Source organism: Vreelandella lionensis, from assembly GCF_002087295.1.
GTDB lineage: Bacteria > Pseudomonadota > Gammaproteobacteria > Pseudomonadales > Halomonadaceae > Vreelandella > Vreelandella lionensis.
This window is the reverse complement of record NZ_MWVI01000095.1, coordinates 40,798-54,573: the sequence shown is the minus strand read 5'-3', so window position 1 is coordinate 54,573 and position 13,776 is coordinate 40,798. Positions and strand designations below refer to the sequence as shown.

Annotated in this window: 17 protein-coding genes and 1 pseudogene; 9 read left to right on the top strand and 9 right to left on the bottom strand. The window is 53.4% G+C overall.

What is annotated here, in order from left to right:
- Positions 1-2,109, top strand: a complete 2,109-nt coding sequence (locus B4967_RS14715) for a heavy metal translocating P-type ATPase (protein WP_243470625.1) — start codon at positions 1-3, stop codon at positions 2,107-2,109.
- On the opposite strand, the gene B4967_RS14710 is transcribed toward B4967_RS14715, so the two are convergent.
- Together B4967_RS14710 and B4967_RS14705 are read right to left on the bottom strand one after the other, a co-directional pair.
- Positions 2,030-2,323 (bottom strand): winged helix-turn-helix domain-containing protein, encoded by a 294-nt coding sequence (locus B4967_RS14710; protein WP_083026029.1) that lies wholly within the window; start codon positions 2,321-2,323, stop codon positions 2,030-2,032. The genes B4967_RS14715 and B4967_RS14710 overlap by 80 nt on opposite strands.
- Before the next feature lie 43 nt (positions 2,324-2,366).
- A pseudogene (locus tag B4967_RS14705) lies at positions 2,367-3,439 on the bottom strand (PA0069 family radical SAM protein); the annotation flags it as partial.
- 170 nt (positions 3,440-3,609) lie between these two features.
- On the opposite strand from B4967_RS14705, the gene B4967_RS14700 reads away from it, so the two are divergent.
- Positions 3,610-4,155, top strand: a complete 546-nt coding sequence (locus B4967_RS14700) for a DinB family protein (protein ID WP_083026027.1) — start codon at positions 3,610-3,612, stop codon at positions 4,153-4,155.
- Positions 4,156-4,292: 137 nt separating this feature from the next.
- Here the strand turns inward: B4967_RS14700 and B4967_RS14695 are convergent, their stop codons facing one another.
- The 4 genes from B4967_RS14695 to B4967_RS14680 form a co-directional block, all read right to left on the bottom strand.
- Entirely contained in the window at positions 4,293-4,958 is a 666-nt protein-coding gene (locus B4967_RS14695; protein WP_083026025.1) for an MPN domain-containing protein, read from the bottom strand.
- A gap of 58 nt (positions 4,959-5,016) precedes the next feature.
- On the bottom strand, positions 5,017-5,520 hold the full coding sequence (locus tag B4967_RS14690; protein WP_083026023.1) for an opioid growth factor receptor-related protein: 504 nt from the start codon (positions 5,518-5,520) through the stop codon (positions 5,017-5,019).
- 73 nt (positions 5,521-5,593) lie between these two features.
- The gene (locus tag B4967_RS14685) at positions 5,594-6,628 is read right to left on the bottom strand and encodes a helix-turn-helix transcriptional regulator (protein WP_083026102.1); all 1,035 of its coding nucleotides are present in this window, start codon (positions 6,626-6,628) and stop codon (positions 5,594-5,596) included.
- 40 nt (positions 6,629-6,668) lie between these two features.
- The gene (locus B4967_RS14680; protein WP_243470619.1) at positions 6,669-7,187 is read right to left on the bottom strand and encodes a DUF2201 family putative metallopeptidase; all 519 of its coding nucleotides are present in this window, start codon (positions 7,185-7,187) and stop codon (positions 6,669-6,671) included.
- Positions 7,188-7,632: 445 nt separating this feature from the next.
- Between B4967_RS14680 and B4967_RS14675 the strand changes: the two genes are divergently transcribed.
- From B4967_RS14675 to B4967_RS14660, 4 genes are all read left to right on the top strand, one after another.
- Entirely contained in the window at positions 7,633-8,022 is a 390-nt protein-coding gene (locus B4967_RS14675; RefSeq protein WP_083026021.1) for a hypothetical protein, read from the top strand.
- Positions 8,023-8,078: 56 nt separating this feature from the next.
- Positions 8,079-8,453, top strand: a complete 375-nt coding sequence (locus B4967_RS14670; RefSeq protein WP_139794520.1) for a hypothetical protein — start codon at positions 8,079-8,081, stop codon at positions 8,451-8,453.
- Positions 8,454-8,512: 59 nt separating this feature from the next.
- A complete protein-coding gene (locus B4967_RS14665; RefSeq protein ID WP_083026019.1) occupies positions 8,513-8,914 on the top strand; it encodes a lysozyme inhibitor LprI family protein in 402 nt (133 codons plus the stop codon).
- A 173-nt stretch (positions 8,915-9,087) separates the two neighbouring features.
- Positions 9,088-10,050, top strand: coding sequence for a nuclease-related domain-containing protein (locus B4967_RS14660; RefSeq protein ID WP_083026018.1), 963 nt, complete (start codon positions 9,088-9,090; stop codon positions 10,048-10,050).
- A 21-nt stretch (positions 10,051-10,071) separates the two neighbouring features.
- On the opposite strand, the gene B4967_RS14655 is transcribed toward B4967_RS14660, so the two are convergent.
- Complete coding sequence (locus B4967_RS14655) at positions 10,072-11,010, bottom strand: metallophosphoesterase (protein WP_161491527.1); 939 nt, start codon at positions 11,008-11,010, stop codon at positions 10,072-10,074.
- 205 nt (positions 11,011-11,215) lie between these two features.
- Here B4967_RS14655 and B4967_RS18395 point away from each other — a divergent pair, with 205 nt between their 5' ends.
- The 3 genes from B4967_RS18395 to B4967_RS14645 are packed head-to-tail and all read left to right on the top strand — an operon-like array spanning position 11,216 to position 12,760.
- A complete protein-coding gene (locus B4967_RS18395; protein WP_207953644.1) occupies positions 11,216-11,590 on the top strand; it encodes an AAA family ATPase in 375 nt (124 codons plus the stop codon).
- Positions 11,547-12,215 carry an AAA family ATPase gene (locus B4967_RS14650; RefSeq protein ID WP_207953643.1) on the top strand — a complete coding sequence of 223 codons (669 nt, stop codon included), beginning with the start codon at positions 11,547-11,549 and terminating at the stop codon, positions 12,213-12,215. Before B4967_RS18395 ends, B4967_RS14650 begins: the two co-directional genes overlap by 44 nt.
- Complete coding sequence (locus tag B4967_RS14645) at positions 12,212-12,760, top strand: hypothetical protein (protein WP_083026014.1); 549 nt, start codon at positions 12,212-12,214, stop codon at positions 12,758-12,760. Before B4967_RS14650 ends, B4967_RS14645 begins: the two co-directional genes overlap by 4 nt.
- A 25-nt stretch (positions 12,761-12,785) precedes the next feature.
- On the opposite strand, the gene B4967_RS14640 is transcribed toward B4967_RS14645, so the two are convergent.
- Together B4967_RS14640 and B4967_RS14635 are read right to left on the bottom strand one after the other, a co-directional pair.
- Positions 12,786-13,139 (bottom strand): ATP-binding protein, encoded by a 354-nt coding sequence (locus tag B4967_RS14640; protein ID WP_083026012.1) that lies wholly within the window; start codon positions 13,137-13,139, stop codon positions 12,786-12,788.
- Positions 13,140-13,312: 173 nt separating this feature from the next.
- Positions 13,313-13,693 carry a gamma-glutamylcyclotransferase family protein gene (locus B4967_RS14635; RefSeq protein WP_083026010.1) on the bottom strand — a complete coding sequence of 127 codons (381 nt, stop codon included), beginning with the start codon at positions 13,691-13,693 and terminating at the stop codon, positions 13,313-13,315.
- Between the last annotated feature and the right edge of the window lie 83 nt (positions 13,694-13,776).

The following is a 13,776-nucleotide window of genomic DNA, read 5'->3' as shown; positions in this document are numbered from 1 at the left end:
GTGCTAGCCCCCGTGGTGAAGCGGCTGGGCTATCGGCTGAGCGAGCTAGAACCAGTACAAGATGCCCAGCAGCGCTTAGCCCAAGAGAGCCGCTACCTCACGCTGCGCCTGATTGTAGGTGCGGTGTTGGGTATGTGGACTATGCTGGCGTCGCTGCTGATCTACGTGGGCGCGCTGCCCAATGCCACCATAGAGCTGGTCGTCGCGTGGGTGGCCGGTGCCTTTTCACTACCCGTCGTGCTCTATTCCGGCCTGCCGTTTTACCGAGCGGGGTGGCGCACGCTATTGGCCCGACGCCCCGGCATGGATGTATTGGTAAGCCTGGGTGTGCTTGGCGCCATGGCGGTCTCGGTAGGGCTACTGCTGCGCGGCTCTTCAGAGGTCTATTTCGATACTGCGGTGATGCTTATTGTGCTGCTTCTGGTGGGCCGGCTGGTCGAAACCCTGTGCAGGCAGCGGGGGCTCAAAGCCTTTGATGCACTAAGGCTGCCGGAGGCTGATGTGGTGGTTTGCCAAGGCGGGCAGCGCTACACGCAGCCCGTTGGGGAAGTCTCCATAGGAGCCGTGATTGAAGTGCCCCCCGGTGAGCAGGTGCCTCTGGATGGCCTGCTTGACTCGCCCGGCTGGCTGGACACCGCCACGCTCACTGGGGAAAGCGTGCCCCGTTACCTGCATGCTGGGCAGCGGGTCTATGCGGGCTGCCGCTATGCGGCGGGGCTAAACGCAGCGCCTTTGAAGGTGACTGTGACGGCCACCGTCGGCCAGCGGCGGGTGGATAAACTGTGCGAGCAAATGCGCCGCTCCCAGGCAAAAAAGGGCGAATTGCACAAGCTGGCCGACCGCTTTGCCTCATGGCTAAGCCCCGTAGCGCTGCTGCTGGCTGTGCTGACACTCCCACTCGGGCTGCTATTGGGCCTTGGTCTAGAAGACGCTGCTGTGCGTGCGCTGTCTGTTTTGGTGGTAGCTTGCCCCTGCGCGGTGGGGCTGGCGGTGCCGCTGGCAAGCCTTGCCGGTAGCAGCCAAGCGTTACAGCAGGGCATTGCGCTTCGTGACCCTGCCGCTTTTGAAACTCTGGCGAACGTACGCGGCATTGCTTTCGATAAAACCGGTACGCTCACCCGGGGGCAGCATCAGGTAGTCCATGCCGCGCTGCGCCAAGGCGAAGATCTCACGATGTTTCAGACGATGCTGCACAGCGCCGTCAGCCAAAGCGAACACCCGCTAGCCAGCGGTTTGCTGGACTGGGCGAACAAGGCTGAAACAGCAACGCCGCCCAACGTACTTCATAACGTACTTCATCTTGAGGAGCATCCCGGCAAAGGCCAGCAAGCAACGTTTCAAAACGGAGAGAGGTGGTGGTTAGGTAGCGCCGCATGGATAGAGCAGCAGCTTGGCGCGCCCTTGTCAGATAACGCCCAACACCCTGACTACGCCTTTTCTTCACAGGTGGTAGTGGCCAACAGCCGCGGTTGGCTCGCCACGCTCTACTGTGCCGACCAGCCGGTAAGCGATGCGAAAGCGAGCCTTGCCGAACTACAGCGCTCAGGGTACATCGTGGCGCTGATCAGCGGCGACCGCCAGGGGCCGGTGGGCTGGCTTGGCCTGCAGGTGGGGCTAGCAAAAAACGCGTGCTACGCCCAGCGTTCGCCGGAAGCCAAAGCGGCGCTGCTCAAAGCGCTGCCTTCGCCTACGCTCTATGTGGGCGACGGGGTGAACGATACCTTAAGCCTTGCCGAAGCCGGGGTAGGCGTCGCCCCCATGCAAGCCAGCGAAGCCGCCCGCGACGGAGCCGCCGCACAGCTGCTTTGGCCTGGGGTGAGCGGTATCGTAAGGCTATTGGCACTGGCTAAGCGCACCCGCCGAGTCATGGTACAAAACCTAGTGTTTTCGGCACTCTATAACACGCTGGCGCTTGGGCTGGTGATCATGATGGCGGTACCGCCCTTGGCCGCCGTACTGGCGATGGCAGCAAGCTCGCTCAGCGTGACGTTAAATACAGCGCGCCTTGCGTGGGCAGAGCCTGACGAGGCTAGCGATAGCCCAGTACCTGCCCTAAGCGCTCAGCGTTCGATGCCACCCACTGAGGGTCAATCGCGCCCCACTGCTTAATGGTGTAGTGGCCAATGTTGTGGCGCTCGCCGTCGCCTTTTTCAAATACGCACTCAATATCCAATTCCCCCAAGGACGTAATGGTGTCTTGGGCGGTGCGCCTCGGCATGCCGGTGGCTTCCATCAGCGCGGGTACGCTGGCCACGCCTTGCTCAATCAAGTGGGCCACGTAAAGGCGGCGGTAAAAGCTGGATTTTGTTTTGCTGAGCGACATGGAGAGGGCGTCTTCTTAGTGATGGGTATTCCTGCAGTCTATCAAATAAATCCCATTGTGCCCGGGGCAGGCGAAAATCACGGGTATTCAGCCCCTGCTCGGTGCGTGGCTGCATGTTCCACTGGCGGCTAGCACGCTGAAACCGCTGGGCGATCAAGTCAGCGAATACCCCCTCGCCGCGAAAGCGCTTACCAAAAGCCGCATCGTAGGTTTTACCGCCACGGCACTGGCGCATCAAGCTCATTACCTTAGCGGCGCGCTCGGGGTAGTGGGCTTCTAGCCACGCTTCAAACAGCGGCGCGACCTCGTGGGGTAGCCTTAGCAGCATCCAGGTCGCGGTGCGCGCCCCAGCACGGCTGGCGGCTTCCAGAATGCGTTCAATTTCGTGGTCGGTCAGCCGGGAATAATCGGTGATACCAGCGTGCCCACCGGTATTCCCGCCGTATTCAGCTCGCGAATCACTTTCAGGCGTGCCTGCGGCGATGCCGCACGGGGTTCCAGCGTGCGCTTTAGGTTAGCGTCTAGGCTGGTCAAGCTCACGAACACCCGCACCAAGCGATGCTCCGCCATTTCTGCTAGTAGATCGATATCCCTCAAAATCAGCGTGCTTTTCGTCACTAGCGTCACCGGGTGGCGGCAAGCCAACAGCAATTCCAGCAAGCGGCGAGTGGTTTGGTAGGTGGCCTCTAGCGGCTGGTAACAGTCGGTATTGCCGGAGAGGTTAATGGGGCGGCAAACATAGTGGGGGTGGCAAAGCTCCTCTTTTAAATGCTCCACCAGCCCGTGGCGGGCGATCAATTTGGTTTCAAAATCCAGCCCCGGTGATAAATCCCAATAGGCGTGGGAGGGGCGCGCATAGCAGTAGACACAGCCATGCTCACAGCCGCGATAGGGATTAAGCGAACGATCAAAAGGTAAATCTGGCGATTTGTTCCAAGAGAGTGCGCTTTTACTGGCTTCCTCGCGCACTTCTGTTGCCAGCGAAATAGAGGCTTCTTCCTGCCACCAGCCGTCATCCTCCGCCACGCTGCGGGTAGGGGCGAAGCGGTTATGCGGGTCGTAGGTTGCACCGCGCCCTTTATGCACGGTAGCGCGGGAAGGGTCAAACGCCGCCATCTGCCACCTCGTAAGATATGTCGCTATATATGTTTAAACATACAGTATATGGCGTATGAAAGAAGGTGCAAGTACCAAGCGATTGGCTTCACTCAAGCAGGAATAAAAGACACTGCTAGCCCATACTGATGAGTGCGTGATGGTTTGCCTGGAAAGAGGGAATTTGCCTTATGAGCCTGCAAGCGCATTTTGTACTGATGGCACGGTATAACCAGTGGATGAATGCAAAGGTATATGACGCAGCCAGCAGGTTGAGCGCAGCTGAACTGGCCGAAGAGCGAGGGGCTTTTTTTGGCTCTATTCTAGGTACGCTGAACCATTTAGTCGTTGCCGATACGCTTTGGCTAAAGCGGTTTGCGACCCACCATTCCTCCTCAACCACTTTGGCCGTTATGGAGCCGCTGCCTATTCCAGGCCGGCTTGATCAGCCGATGTTTGATGATTTGGAAGGTTTAACAGCACATCGTAAATGGCTAGATGACGTCATTATCAACTGGATCGTCGCGCTAACAGATGATGAGTTAAACGCCGCTCTGAGTTACCACAACACGAAAGGCGTGGCATCAAGTAAACGCTTCTCACAGCTTATCTACCACTTCTTCAACCACCAAACCCACCATCGCGGACAAGTGAGCACCTTGCTCTTCCAGGTAGGTATCGATGTTGGCGACACAGACCTGCTGGCCCTAATACCAGACGAGCCTGAAAAACGATAAGATACTTAGCCCTGTCTAATAGAGCCTTATTGCTGATAGAGCTGTACCAAAGGCAGCCATGAATACTCTGGTAAGTGTTATAGGCTGCTGATTTTATTTGATATTTTTGCTATCTATATATTAGTGTGTCGGTCGGCTCACAAGAAGCGCCGCTCTAAGGAAGGAATTTCAAGCCCCATATCATCGGAGTACTCGTAGGTTATTCCATTTTCCTGCTCTAATATGCTGGATGCATAAGATCTGAGCCACAATTTTATACTTTTAGCTGAAAGTACATAGCCTTTTGAGCTTTCACTTCCTTTCAGCCGGTCTGGTAGTGCCCAGCCTGTTTTTTCCAAATTAGCTACCGTCACGATGAGATGCGCGAGTAATGGTTGTTCCGGGGCTACTTCTTCATGGAAATGGGGCCAGAACTCTTGATCACCTTCGGAGGCTTTCCATCCCTTATAGTCGTTAACCTCTGAGAGGTTTTTATAAGGATGTGAATGAAAGGTTCCAACTAGCTCTATATTGGGCCAGTAGTGTTCAAAAAACTCTTTTTTGCTACGTAATGAGTCAAAGTTGGGGGCTACCCACTCGTTATGGCGAACTGCGGAAGTTTCAACGGTGGCCATTGTGGCGATGACTTTGGCAGGTAATGTACCCTTGGCCGGAATAGAGTAGCCCCATAACAGCCCAAAAGTTTCCAGTTGGTCAAACCCTTTTGAGCGCAGAGTGCTTCTATGGCTAAATTTGTATGCTTCAATAGCGGTAGTGAACATCTGCGGAACGATGTTATCTTCGATATATGCAATTTTCTTCATATTGTTAATTATTCCTATGTGAGTTATGTAAGTAGCGTAACAAATAGTTTAATTTTCATTAAATAGCACCTTGCCAATAACGAACGGATGTTTCACCCACCACGCCATGCTGCGTACCAATCTCAATCACCGCTTGTTGGAGCGCGCGGGCCAAAGTTGGTTGGTGGCATAACGCTAACGACCGAATCATGCGCGTAATACGCAGATGGTTATGGCCCCCAGCTTTCAACCAGATATGGGTTTGTATCGATAGCGTTGGCTGAGCGGTGATGACGTTGCCATCCCGTGTTAGCCCCAAAAAATTTAACATTACATCCAGTGAGCGTTGCTGGTGGTGGCGTAAGCGCTCGTCATTCGCAAAAGCTGCTTGCACCGCAGGCGTTAAGAGCGGCGCAAAGCTATTAAAACGGCTCGCTTCTGGAATAGGAAACAGCCACTGAATATAGTCGTGGGTATGCTCTAGCCAAAAAGGCGAGAGCGCCCAGATATCTTCAAGTAAACGCCCTTTATGATCAGGGGATTCACCGCGATAAAACGCGAGTAAGCGGGTATCGTTATCCATTATGTCTCCCCATTAACATTTCAGCGTGGCCATGCAGCGCCAATCCGAGCGCAGGCAGTTTTCGTACAAAGCCTCAGTGTGTCTCGCAGGCAAGCGGCGTGTCCTGGTAGTGCGCTAGTACCTGCTCAGCACTCTTTTTTAATGCCTCACGCCACGTGGCAGGGGCGGTGACTTTCACATTGGCGCCCATGCCCATCAGCCACCAGAGGGTTTGCTGGTCATCCGGTACTTGGGCGGTTAACCGGTACCAGTTACTGTCGGGGAGGGCTTCAATGGTTTGCGTCTCAGAAAGCGGTGTTTCCTGCAGCAACCACGCCACAGGTTTTGCGATTTCGGCTTCCAGTGTCACATCGCTTGGCCCTTGCCGATAACCAAACGCGCCGCTCTGAATATAGTGGTCAATATCAAAATCAGATTGTGACTGCCAGGGGTGTTGGCTGAGCGAGGCTTGTTTAATGCGATGCAGGGCAAACTGACGCAAATCCTCAAACCCGTTTACATGGGCCAGTAAATAAGTCGCGCTATGGCGGCTGACGATGCCTTGCGGATGAAACGTGAACGGGCTTTCCGTTTCGCTGGAGCGCGACAAATAGACAAAATCAACTGCCTTTTGCTCAAGCAAGGCTTCAGAAATAGTTTGCCAAGTGGACTCATCTATTTCAGCCGGAATCAGCGCTTTACCATTAGGAATGGCACGTACTTTTTTTGCCCATTGGCTAAGCCCGTTGGCGTTCATTTCATCCAATAACCGCCGAGCATCGGTAAAGTGGGGCGATAATTGTCCGACCACCACCGGGGGTAAGAGCCCTTTTAAATACTCTTCCGCTAGCACCAGCGTTAAGGCGCTGGGTACATCCAGTGCCGGTAGCTGGCACTGAAAATCACGATCAAAATACCAGCGGTAAGGCTTCTGGCTATCGTCGCAGCCAATCGGAAACTGAGTGGAGAGCTTCTGGCTAAGGTCACGCTGTAGGGAGCGAGTGTCGATCTTAAAACCGCGCTCGGCAAGCTTCTCCTTTAGCACAGGGGTCGCGATACGCCCAGGAAAGCGGGGAATCAGCTGCAGCATGGTTAAATAACGAAAGAGCGTATCGCGTGCTTCGGACATAGTAACGCCAACCTTGGCCACTGTGATAAAGATTAAGAGTTTACCGCGCCTCACAAAACTTAGCGACTCTCTCGGGTAACCCATTGGTCTCTTTGGCGATTAGGTGAGCGCGATGACGCCAGAGCATGGCAACTCGCACATCGGGTTGCGCATTGGGCAAGTGCCACCAAAGCTCGGCAGGGTGAGTATCTGCCGTGACTTCGAGAGACGTGCCAGGGTGCCCCTCCAACCAGCGATCCACCTCCATTGCATTGCGGCCCACGCACACCGGAAACAGCGGTGCATCAACCGGTAGCGCAACACCTAACGCCAGCAGCAGCGTGTTCACTTCATGGTCGCACGCCAGGTGCCAACGATGCCGACTAGCTACAAAGGGGGCGGTAAGATGCCCCGCCACACAATGCCAAATCAGATGCGCCTGCAAATAGTGGCGCGCTTCTTCCGTCAGCGTGGCGCTATAGCGAGGGCAAAAATAGAGAAACTTGCCATCGGTGCTGGCGCTACCGAAATATTGATCAGTAATAGGAGACAACATTAAGAACTGGCTAAAAAAGCTCATAACAGGAAGCGTTTCGGCCCATGTGTCGCGATCCGCCTGCCACTTCGCAAGCTCCTGTCGAGCGCAATCATCAGTAATTAAACAATTGGGCATCATCACCATCATCTTTACCCTCCGCGATGTTAGAGGTGCACGTTATAGTGATGATGCGACAACTAATGTCGCGTTATTTTTGAATATGCATACTTAGGCGTTATGTGGAGAGGAGGGCGATAAGAGAAAGTAGTAGCCTGAATCACTAGCCCGCCATGCATCATAATGATAACCTCACTATCATTAACTCCCTCCGCTGTTTAGCATGAAGCATATGTTGCGACATAAGATGTCGGAGCATGGGGGTATCAATAGAATTTGGTATAAAGCCAAATGCGTGGCCATGGTGGCTGCGTAATAGAAGAGTGGCTAAAGCCGCTACGATAAATATGGATCAAAAGGGATCATTGTAATGAAAATGCTGAAGTTAGGATTTGCGGTGGTTAGTATGGCCGTGTTATCAGGTTGTGCCACTCTCACTAACGACCCAACAGTACCTGTCGCTCTATCGTTTAGTGATGGCTCTGATGGGCAATGCAAGTTACAGAATAAGCGTGGTTCGTGGCAAGCTACTATCCCTGGTACTTATCCTATCCGGCGCTCAGATGATGACCTGAAATACGATTGTGAAACATTCGACGGTCGCGAAGCGTTTGGTTCAATCCCTAGCACTGTGGGAGCTAAGATCGTAGCGAGTGCGGTATTTATCGACTTTGGCATTACGGATGCTATTACCGATAAACACCGGGACTACCCCTCTAACTTTGTAATCCCAATCAATCGTGCCGAATCTCAGCAGTAAGGCATAAAGATAAGCACCAAAATAGGTGCTTATCTTCTTTCCAGGGGATATGTCTAATGTTGCACCGCTTAGCTACCTTTCGCACAGTGACAGCAAGTTTCATCTTTCTTGCATTAGCAGGATGCGGCTCGGTAGGAGTGCAGCCTGTCGCAATGGGGGTTGCTAAACCCGCTAATTGTGCGTTGGATCAGTACGTCAGTGAAAATGACATCGAGCAACCTTATGAAGTGGCTTGCATGATTTCATCAAAAACGGGCACAACGCTTGGGCATGATAAAAGTGCTTCAGCAGCGATCAACAACGCTCGTGCGGATGCCTGCGCCTGTGGCGCTGATGCGATTGTTGTGGAGTCTGCAGAAGAAGAGGGCATTACCCTTTTCACCTGGGGTCAAGGCAAAGCTCAGCTAAAAGCAGTACGATACTTAGATTAAACCACGCGCTACCAGCCCAGCATTGCTGGACTGCTTCGTAAATCTGATAAGAGATGGTAATGCAAAAAGTTTATCAAATAGTAGCGTTTGCATTTTGCGTGCTTTTACCGCTAGCGGCTACTGCACAAAGCAGCACCGATGATGAATATAGCGCCCGTTATAACAAATGCATGGATGCCTCCGGTGGCGTCACGGTGAACATGCTGAACTGTATTGCCGATGAAATAGCCGCCCAGGATACACGATTAAACACGGCGTATAGCGATGCCCGTAGCGAGCTTTCCGAAGAGCGCCGCGAAGCTTTACTCGCCGCCCAGCGCTTATGGATCTCCTACCGAGACGCCAACTGCAACTTCTACGCCACGGCGGGCGGTACGCTGGCGCAAGTAGTGAGTAATGAATGCTTTTTACGGGAAACCGCCCAGCGTGCTACTGAGCTGGAAAATATGGTGGGGTGGTAGGTGGTCTACGCGTAGATACCCAATGGGGCACTTTAATAAGCCACGGTGATGGGTACTCTATCTTAGCCAGGACGGAGCTTGGTAAGCGTTAGATATGAAGGCCAAGCGTATAGCCAGTTAATCAGAGTGGGCCAAAAGAACGCGCTTGAAGCTTGAGTAAGGAGACAAATGCAGTGATCTTGAAGGAAAAAGATGCTTTAGCGTCCAGTGATAAGCGCAGCCAGTACGGGTACCAGCAAGAAAAGGATGTGGCGTTTTACCTGCGCCGCGAGTTTGGGGATCACGACCAAGTGCTAGTCTTCAACGATTTGCGCTTAACGCATAACGGAGAAAACGCGCAGATCGATCATCTGGTGGTTTACCCGTTTGGTTTTATCGTCATTGAATCCAAAAGTATTAGCGGCAAAGTCAATGTGAACGCTGAGGGGGAGTGGTCTCGCAGCTATCGCGGCGAATGGCGAGGTATGCCGTCTCCCATACGGCAAGCCGAGCTGCAGCAGGCCTTACTGAAAGACCTGTTACGCGCAAATGTTGAGAAGTTCGTTCGCAAAATTCTCGGCATTCAAGGCCAAGTAGGTGGGCGAGAGTGGCATGTGCTTTGTGCCGTCTCCAGCTCGGCCATTTTAGACCGCAAGAAAATGCCAGCAAAAATATCTGAACTCACGGTGAAGTCTGAGTTTGTTGTAGAGCACGTTAAGAAACTGATGGGTTCGCTAGGTTCGTTATCGGTATTAAAAGGGCGTGCCCGTTTCAACGAACAAGAGCTTTCAGCGCTAGGCAACTTTTTAATTCAGCAGGATGCCGAGGCTAGGAAAACTTACCAGCCCTCACAGCCCGCTCAAGAGCATGCAGTACCTACCATTCGAGAGCCCGGCGTGGTGGAAGCCCCTCGCACAGCGCGCTTAACCTGCAGGCATTGCGGCGAAGCACATCTGCTGGAAGACCGCTACGGCAAATATGGCTATTTCGTCCGCTGCGGAAGTTGCCATAAAAACACGCCGATGAAACCCACTTGCGCTGAGTGCCAATCGCGCTCCGTCGTGGTGAATAAGAGCGGCCCGACCTATACCGCCACCTGCAAAAGCTGTAGTCACAAATTCATGCTCTTCCAGGCGGAGGTTAGTGCGAAAGCATAATCACTTTGCGGCTCTGTTCCTCTAGCGGGCAATAGCAGCGTGGCGTGTTTTTGTTGTGGTAGACGAACGCGCAACACTTACGCTGGTGAACCACTTTGATGCTAAAGCGACACCTGGCGAGTGGCGATAAGCCACCAGTTCTACGCCATAGGCCGCTGCATAATCTAAACACGCTATATTGCGCCCAAGGCGCATAGGGAAACCCGTCATCGCATAATGACCAAAAAAGACAGGGTTGGCGTTGGTTGAGTAGCCATTTTCACGCGCCAAGGTTGGTTCCAACTCCATGGGGTGAGTGAGCCCTACATCATTAGGCCACCAGCGCACACGTTTACGTGTGGTACGGAATCCGGTCGCTGATGCGTAGGGGCGCAGGGCATGCTCGCAGCCAGCTACTACACGGTCTATTGCAAAATAGGTAGGCGAGTAAGTGTCTTGATAGGCCGCCATGGCATGGTCATCCAAGCAGTGAATACCGGCTGCCTTGAGATGCTGAATTGACGTTTCATGCCACCATGCGTGCACCACGCGGCACTGCCCCACTTCGAGGTAGAGTGGCTGTGTTCGCAGCCACTTAAAATGATCCAACAACAACGCTAAGCCGTCTTCCTCAGCGGCAAATTCATCGACCAGCCGTTGGCGATCGTGATGTTGTCGCGTTGCTTGAATAAAGGCGCGAGGGTTGTCTTGGTGCTGGTAGGTATCGCGTACCCAGTTCAGCTCATGGTTTCCCACTACCATTAGTGCCTGCCCCGCATCGACCATTTGACGTACCAAGCGAAGCACCGCACATGGGGCCTGCCCCTTATCAATAAGATCGCCGACAAACACCGCCAAGTGCCCCGGCTGGCTCCAACCCTGGCTCTCTTCGCGATACCCTAAGCGCATTAGCAGCTTCACTAACGTGTCGAACTGCCCGTGAACATCCCCGATGATATCGTAATGCGTTATGCTACCCATGCGCGGTCTCCTACTGTGGTGAGCAATCAGCTTCCCACAGCAGTGCGACATTAGGTGTCGCTCAGGTGGCTAGGCTTGCTTTTGGCAGCATAACTCTTGGATGGAGATAGCTCTCTAAGCACTTTCCACTGGCCGGTGGCGTGACGTTTATAGAATATCAGCATTTAATGCACTGATCTCTCAGTAAACCACTGAAGGAAAGCGTATGTTCCAAACCCTGGCGTTGGAGAATTTTACCGCCTTTAAGGAAACCTCTTTCGAGTGGTCGCCGGGCGTGAACGTGCTTATCGGTGCCAATGGCACCGATAAAACGCATATCATGAAATTAATGTATGCCTTGCAGATGCAGGGTCACGATGCGGCTGAACTGAAAAAGAAGCTGGCGGCGGTTTTTCGCCCTAGCCGCGATAAAGTATCACGCTTGGTTAACCGCAAAAAAGGCAGCAATACGGCGCGCATTAGCTTGTCCAACAGTGCGGCCCAGTCGTTATCGCGTACCTTTGATACCACTAGGCATCACACGTTTGAACTCCAGGGTGAGTGGTGCTGCCGAGCGTTCCCCCGTATTCATTCCCGTTAAAGAGGTGCTCTCTTTCGCTCCCGGCTTTATCTCGCTCTATGATAAATATGAGCTCGCGTTCGAGGAAGTCTATTACGATATTATCAAACAAGCTTACTTGCCTGCCCGCAAGGGAATGCCACTCAATGATGAAAAGCCACTATTAGAGCTCATCCGCAAGACGGTAGGTGGAAAGGTGACATTAGAGGGGGATGAATTTCACCTTAGCGCAGGAAGTAAGAAGTTGGAAATGTCGCTGGTGGCAGAAGGGCACCGCAAATTGGCTCTGATTTGGCAGTTGATCCATAATGGCTCGCTATTTGCCAACAACACACTATTTTGGGATGAGCCAGAAGCGAACCTTAACCCTGCGCTCATGCCAGAGGTGGCTAAAATTCTGCTTATGCTTGCAGAGCGTGGTGTGCAAGTATTTGTAGCAACCCACGATTATGCCTTTCTGCGGGAATTGGATTTTGCACGTCAGGAGACGCCTACACGCTACTTCTCCCTTGAGCTAACGCAGGAGGATGGCGTTATTGCACATAGTTTCAGCCGCTACCGGGACATTCGGCCTAATAAAATTGCGGACGAGTTTCAGCGTCGTTACGACTTGGAAGTTCGTCACTCGCTGGGGGACTTTTCGTGAAACCCTGGGAGGCAAAGCCGGAGTGGTGCGAGTCGGATTTATACTTTGATTTTTCTCAAGCTCGTCAAGTAATTAAGCTAGACGACCAAGTGGCAGCCGCTGTTTTAACGCATGTATTAAAGGGTGGCGTTGATTTTGTTGTGGAGTGGGACACGCAATTATGGCTACTGGAAATTAAAGACCCAGAGAGCGGTGCTATTCCTGAACAGCATCGAGAAAAGCAGAGGCAACGCTTTCTTGCGGATATCGTCAGCCAATCGCTTATCGAGCGGCACTTATTCCCAAAACTGCGTGACAGCCTTATCTTTTTGGGGCTGGAGTATGGCGTTGTCAATAAGCCGCTGCGCTATATTACCTTAATAGGTTTGAGTGACTTAGAGCCTGCTCAGTTAGCAGGTTTACGAGACAGGCTCTGGCGAACAGAATGGGTGTCTGGGCCGCGTTATAGCGGTTGGCGCAAATCCTTTGATGTGCAGGCGTTCAACGTTGATCAATGGAATCGCCTGATGACCAAGTGCCCTATACTGCGTATCAGCCAGCAGTAGGCGGCTTTTCTTGGCGTTCATTACCCTACACAAACCCCATTGGCTGGCGCTGCCCTTGCTGTTCGCGCTCTTCCAGCGTTAGCGCATCTAGCAGCGTGTTCAAGCGGATGGGCAGCCCACGCAAGTCCAGTTGGTCTAGCGCTGTACGCACGTTGCCGGGGGTTAGGCGGCGCTGGGCTAGGTGGTTGGCGGGAATGGTGGCTAAACGGCGGTGGTCGCGTTCGGGTAGAACGGCTTTCAGCAGTTCGCGCAGCGGCTCGGGGGCTAGCGGTAAAAACTCGACCTTGAGATCAAAGCGGCGCATTACTGCGCGGTCTAGGCTTTCCACGCGGTTGGTGGTGGCAAGCAAAATGCCGTCGAAGTTCTCAATTTGCACCATTGGAGGCTTCGCCCCCTGAGCTGCTGGTGGTCTTTACCGATGGCTATATTGCCACTCCGCCCCAGCCGCCCGGTTACCCAGTGCTGTGGTGCTTGGCAGAGGACGGGCAGGCTCCGGCGAGCTGGGGGCAATCGTTAGCTTTAGGTGTTGCCGACACCATAACGTAGTGATGACTACCACTCGCCACTGTCCATCAGCGACCCTTGCTCAACGGCTGGGTTGTAGATGTAGCACCATGCGTCACCGTACTGGGTAGGTAGTGTCGTGCGGTTATAGAGGCCTTGGCTTGGCGCGTGGTGAAAGTAGCCCTCCAACTGGTCGAGCCGCGCTAGCTGTTCAGCGTTAATGGCATACACCTCCACCGCAACGCCTGTGGATGGCGTGAGCTTAGCGCCTGGGTAGGGGCCAAGGTCGTAAAGTGTGATTCCCGTTAAACGGTCTTGGCCCAGCATGTCAGCGCCGTTTAACCAATGATGATTGCGATGGCCGTGCTTTAACGTGCCGTATACTGCTACTCGCGGGCAGCGCTGGATGGCTTGGTGAAGATGCTGCATGACGTTCACCTCGTACAATATGATAAGAGATATTGCAGAAGCGCCCTGGCAGCTTGCCAAGGCGCTGTGCTTACTTACCTTTT

Excerpts from the sequence above, each read along its gene's own strand:
- B4967_RS14690 (WP_083026023.1), bottom strand. The coding sequence starts at position 5,520 with ATGGATAACGATACCCGCTTACTCGCGTTTTATCGCGGTGAATCCCCT.
- B4967_RS14635 (WP_083026010.1), bottom strand. The coding sequence starts at position 13,693 with ATGCAGCATCTTCACCAAGCCATCCAGCGCTGCCCGCGAGTAGCAGTA.
- B4967_RS14685 (WP_083026102.1), bottom strand. The coding sequence starts at position 6,628 with ATGTCCGAAGCACGCGATACGCTCTTTCGTTATTTAACCATGCTGCAG.
- B4967_RS14680 (WP_243470619.1), bottom strand. The coding sequence starts at position 7,187 with ATGAGCTTTTTTAGCCAGTTCTTAATGTTGTCTCCTATTACTGATCAA.
- B4967_RS14675 (WP_083026021.1), top strand. The coding sequence starts at position 7,633 with ATGAAAATGCTGAAGTTAGGATTTGCGGTGGTTAGTATGGCCGTGTTA.
- B4967_RS14655 (WP_161491527.1), bottom strand. The coding sequence starts at position 11,010 with ATGGGTAGCATAACGCATTACGATATCATCGGGGATGTTCACGGGCAG.
- B4967_RS18395 (WP_207953644.1), top strand. The coding sequence starts at position 11,216 with ATGTTCCAAACCCTGGCGTTGGAGAATTTTACCGCCTTTAAGGAAACC.
- B4967_RS14640 (WP_083026012.1), bottom strand. The coding sequence starts at position 13,139 with ATGGTGCAAATTGAGAACTTCGACGGCATTTTGCTTGCCACCACCAAC.
- B4967_RS14670 (WP_139794520.1), top strand. The coding sequence starts at position 8,079 with ATGTTGCACCGCTTAGCTACCTTTCGCACAGTGACAGCAAGTTTCATC.
- B4967_RS14665 (WP_083026019.1), top strand. The coding sequence starts at position 8,513 with ATGCAAAAAGTTTATCAAATAGTAGCGTTTGCATTTTGCGTGCTTTTA.
- B4967_RS14695 (WP_083026025.1), bottom strand. The coding sequence starts at position 4,958 with ATGAAGAAAATTGCATATATCGAAGATAACATCGTTCCGCAGATGTTC.
- B4967_RS14710 (WP_083026029.1), bottom strand. The coding sequence starts at position 2,323 with ATGTCGCTCAGCAAAACAAAATCCAGCTTTTACCGCCGCCTTTACGTG.
- B4967_RS14700 (WP_083026027.1), top strand. The coding sequence starts at position 3,610 with ATGAGCCTGCAAGCGCATTTTGTACTGATGGCACGGTATAACCAGTGG.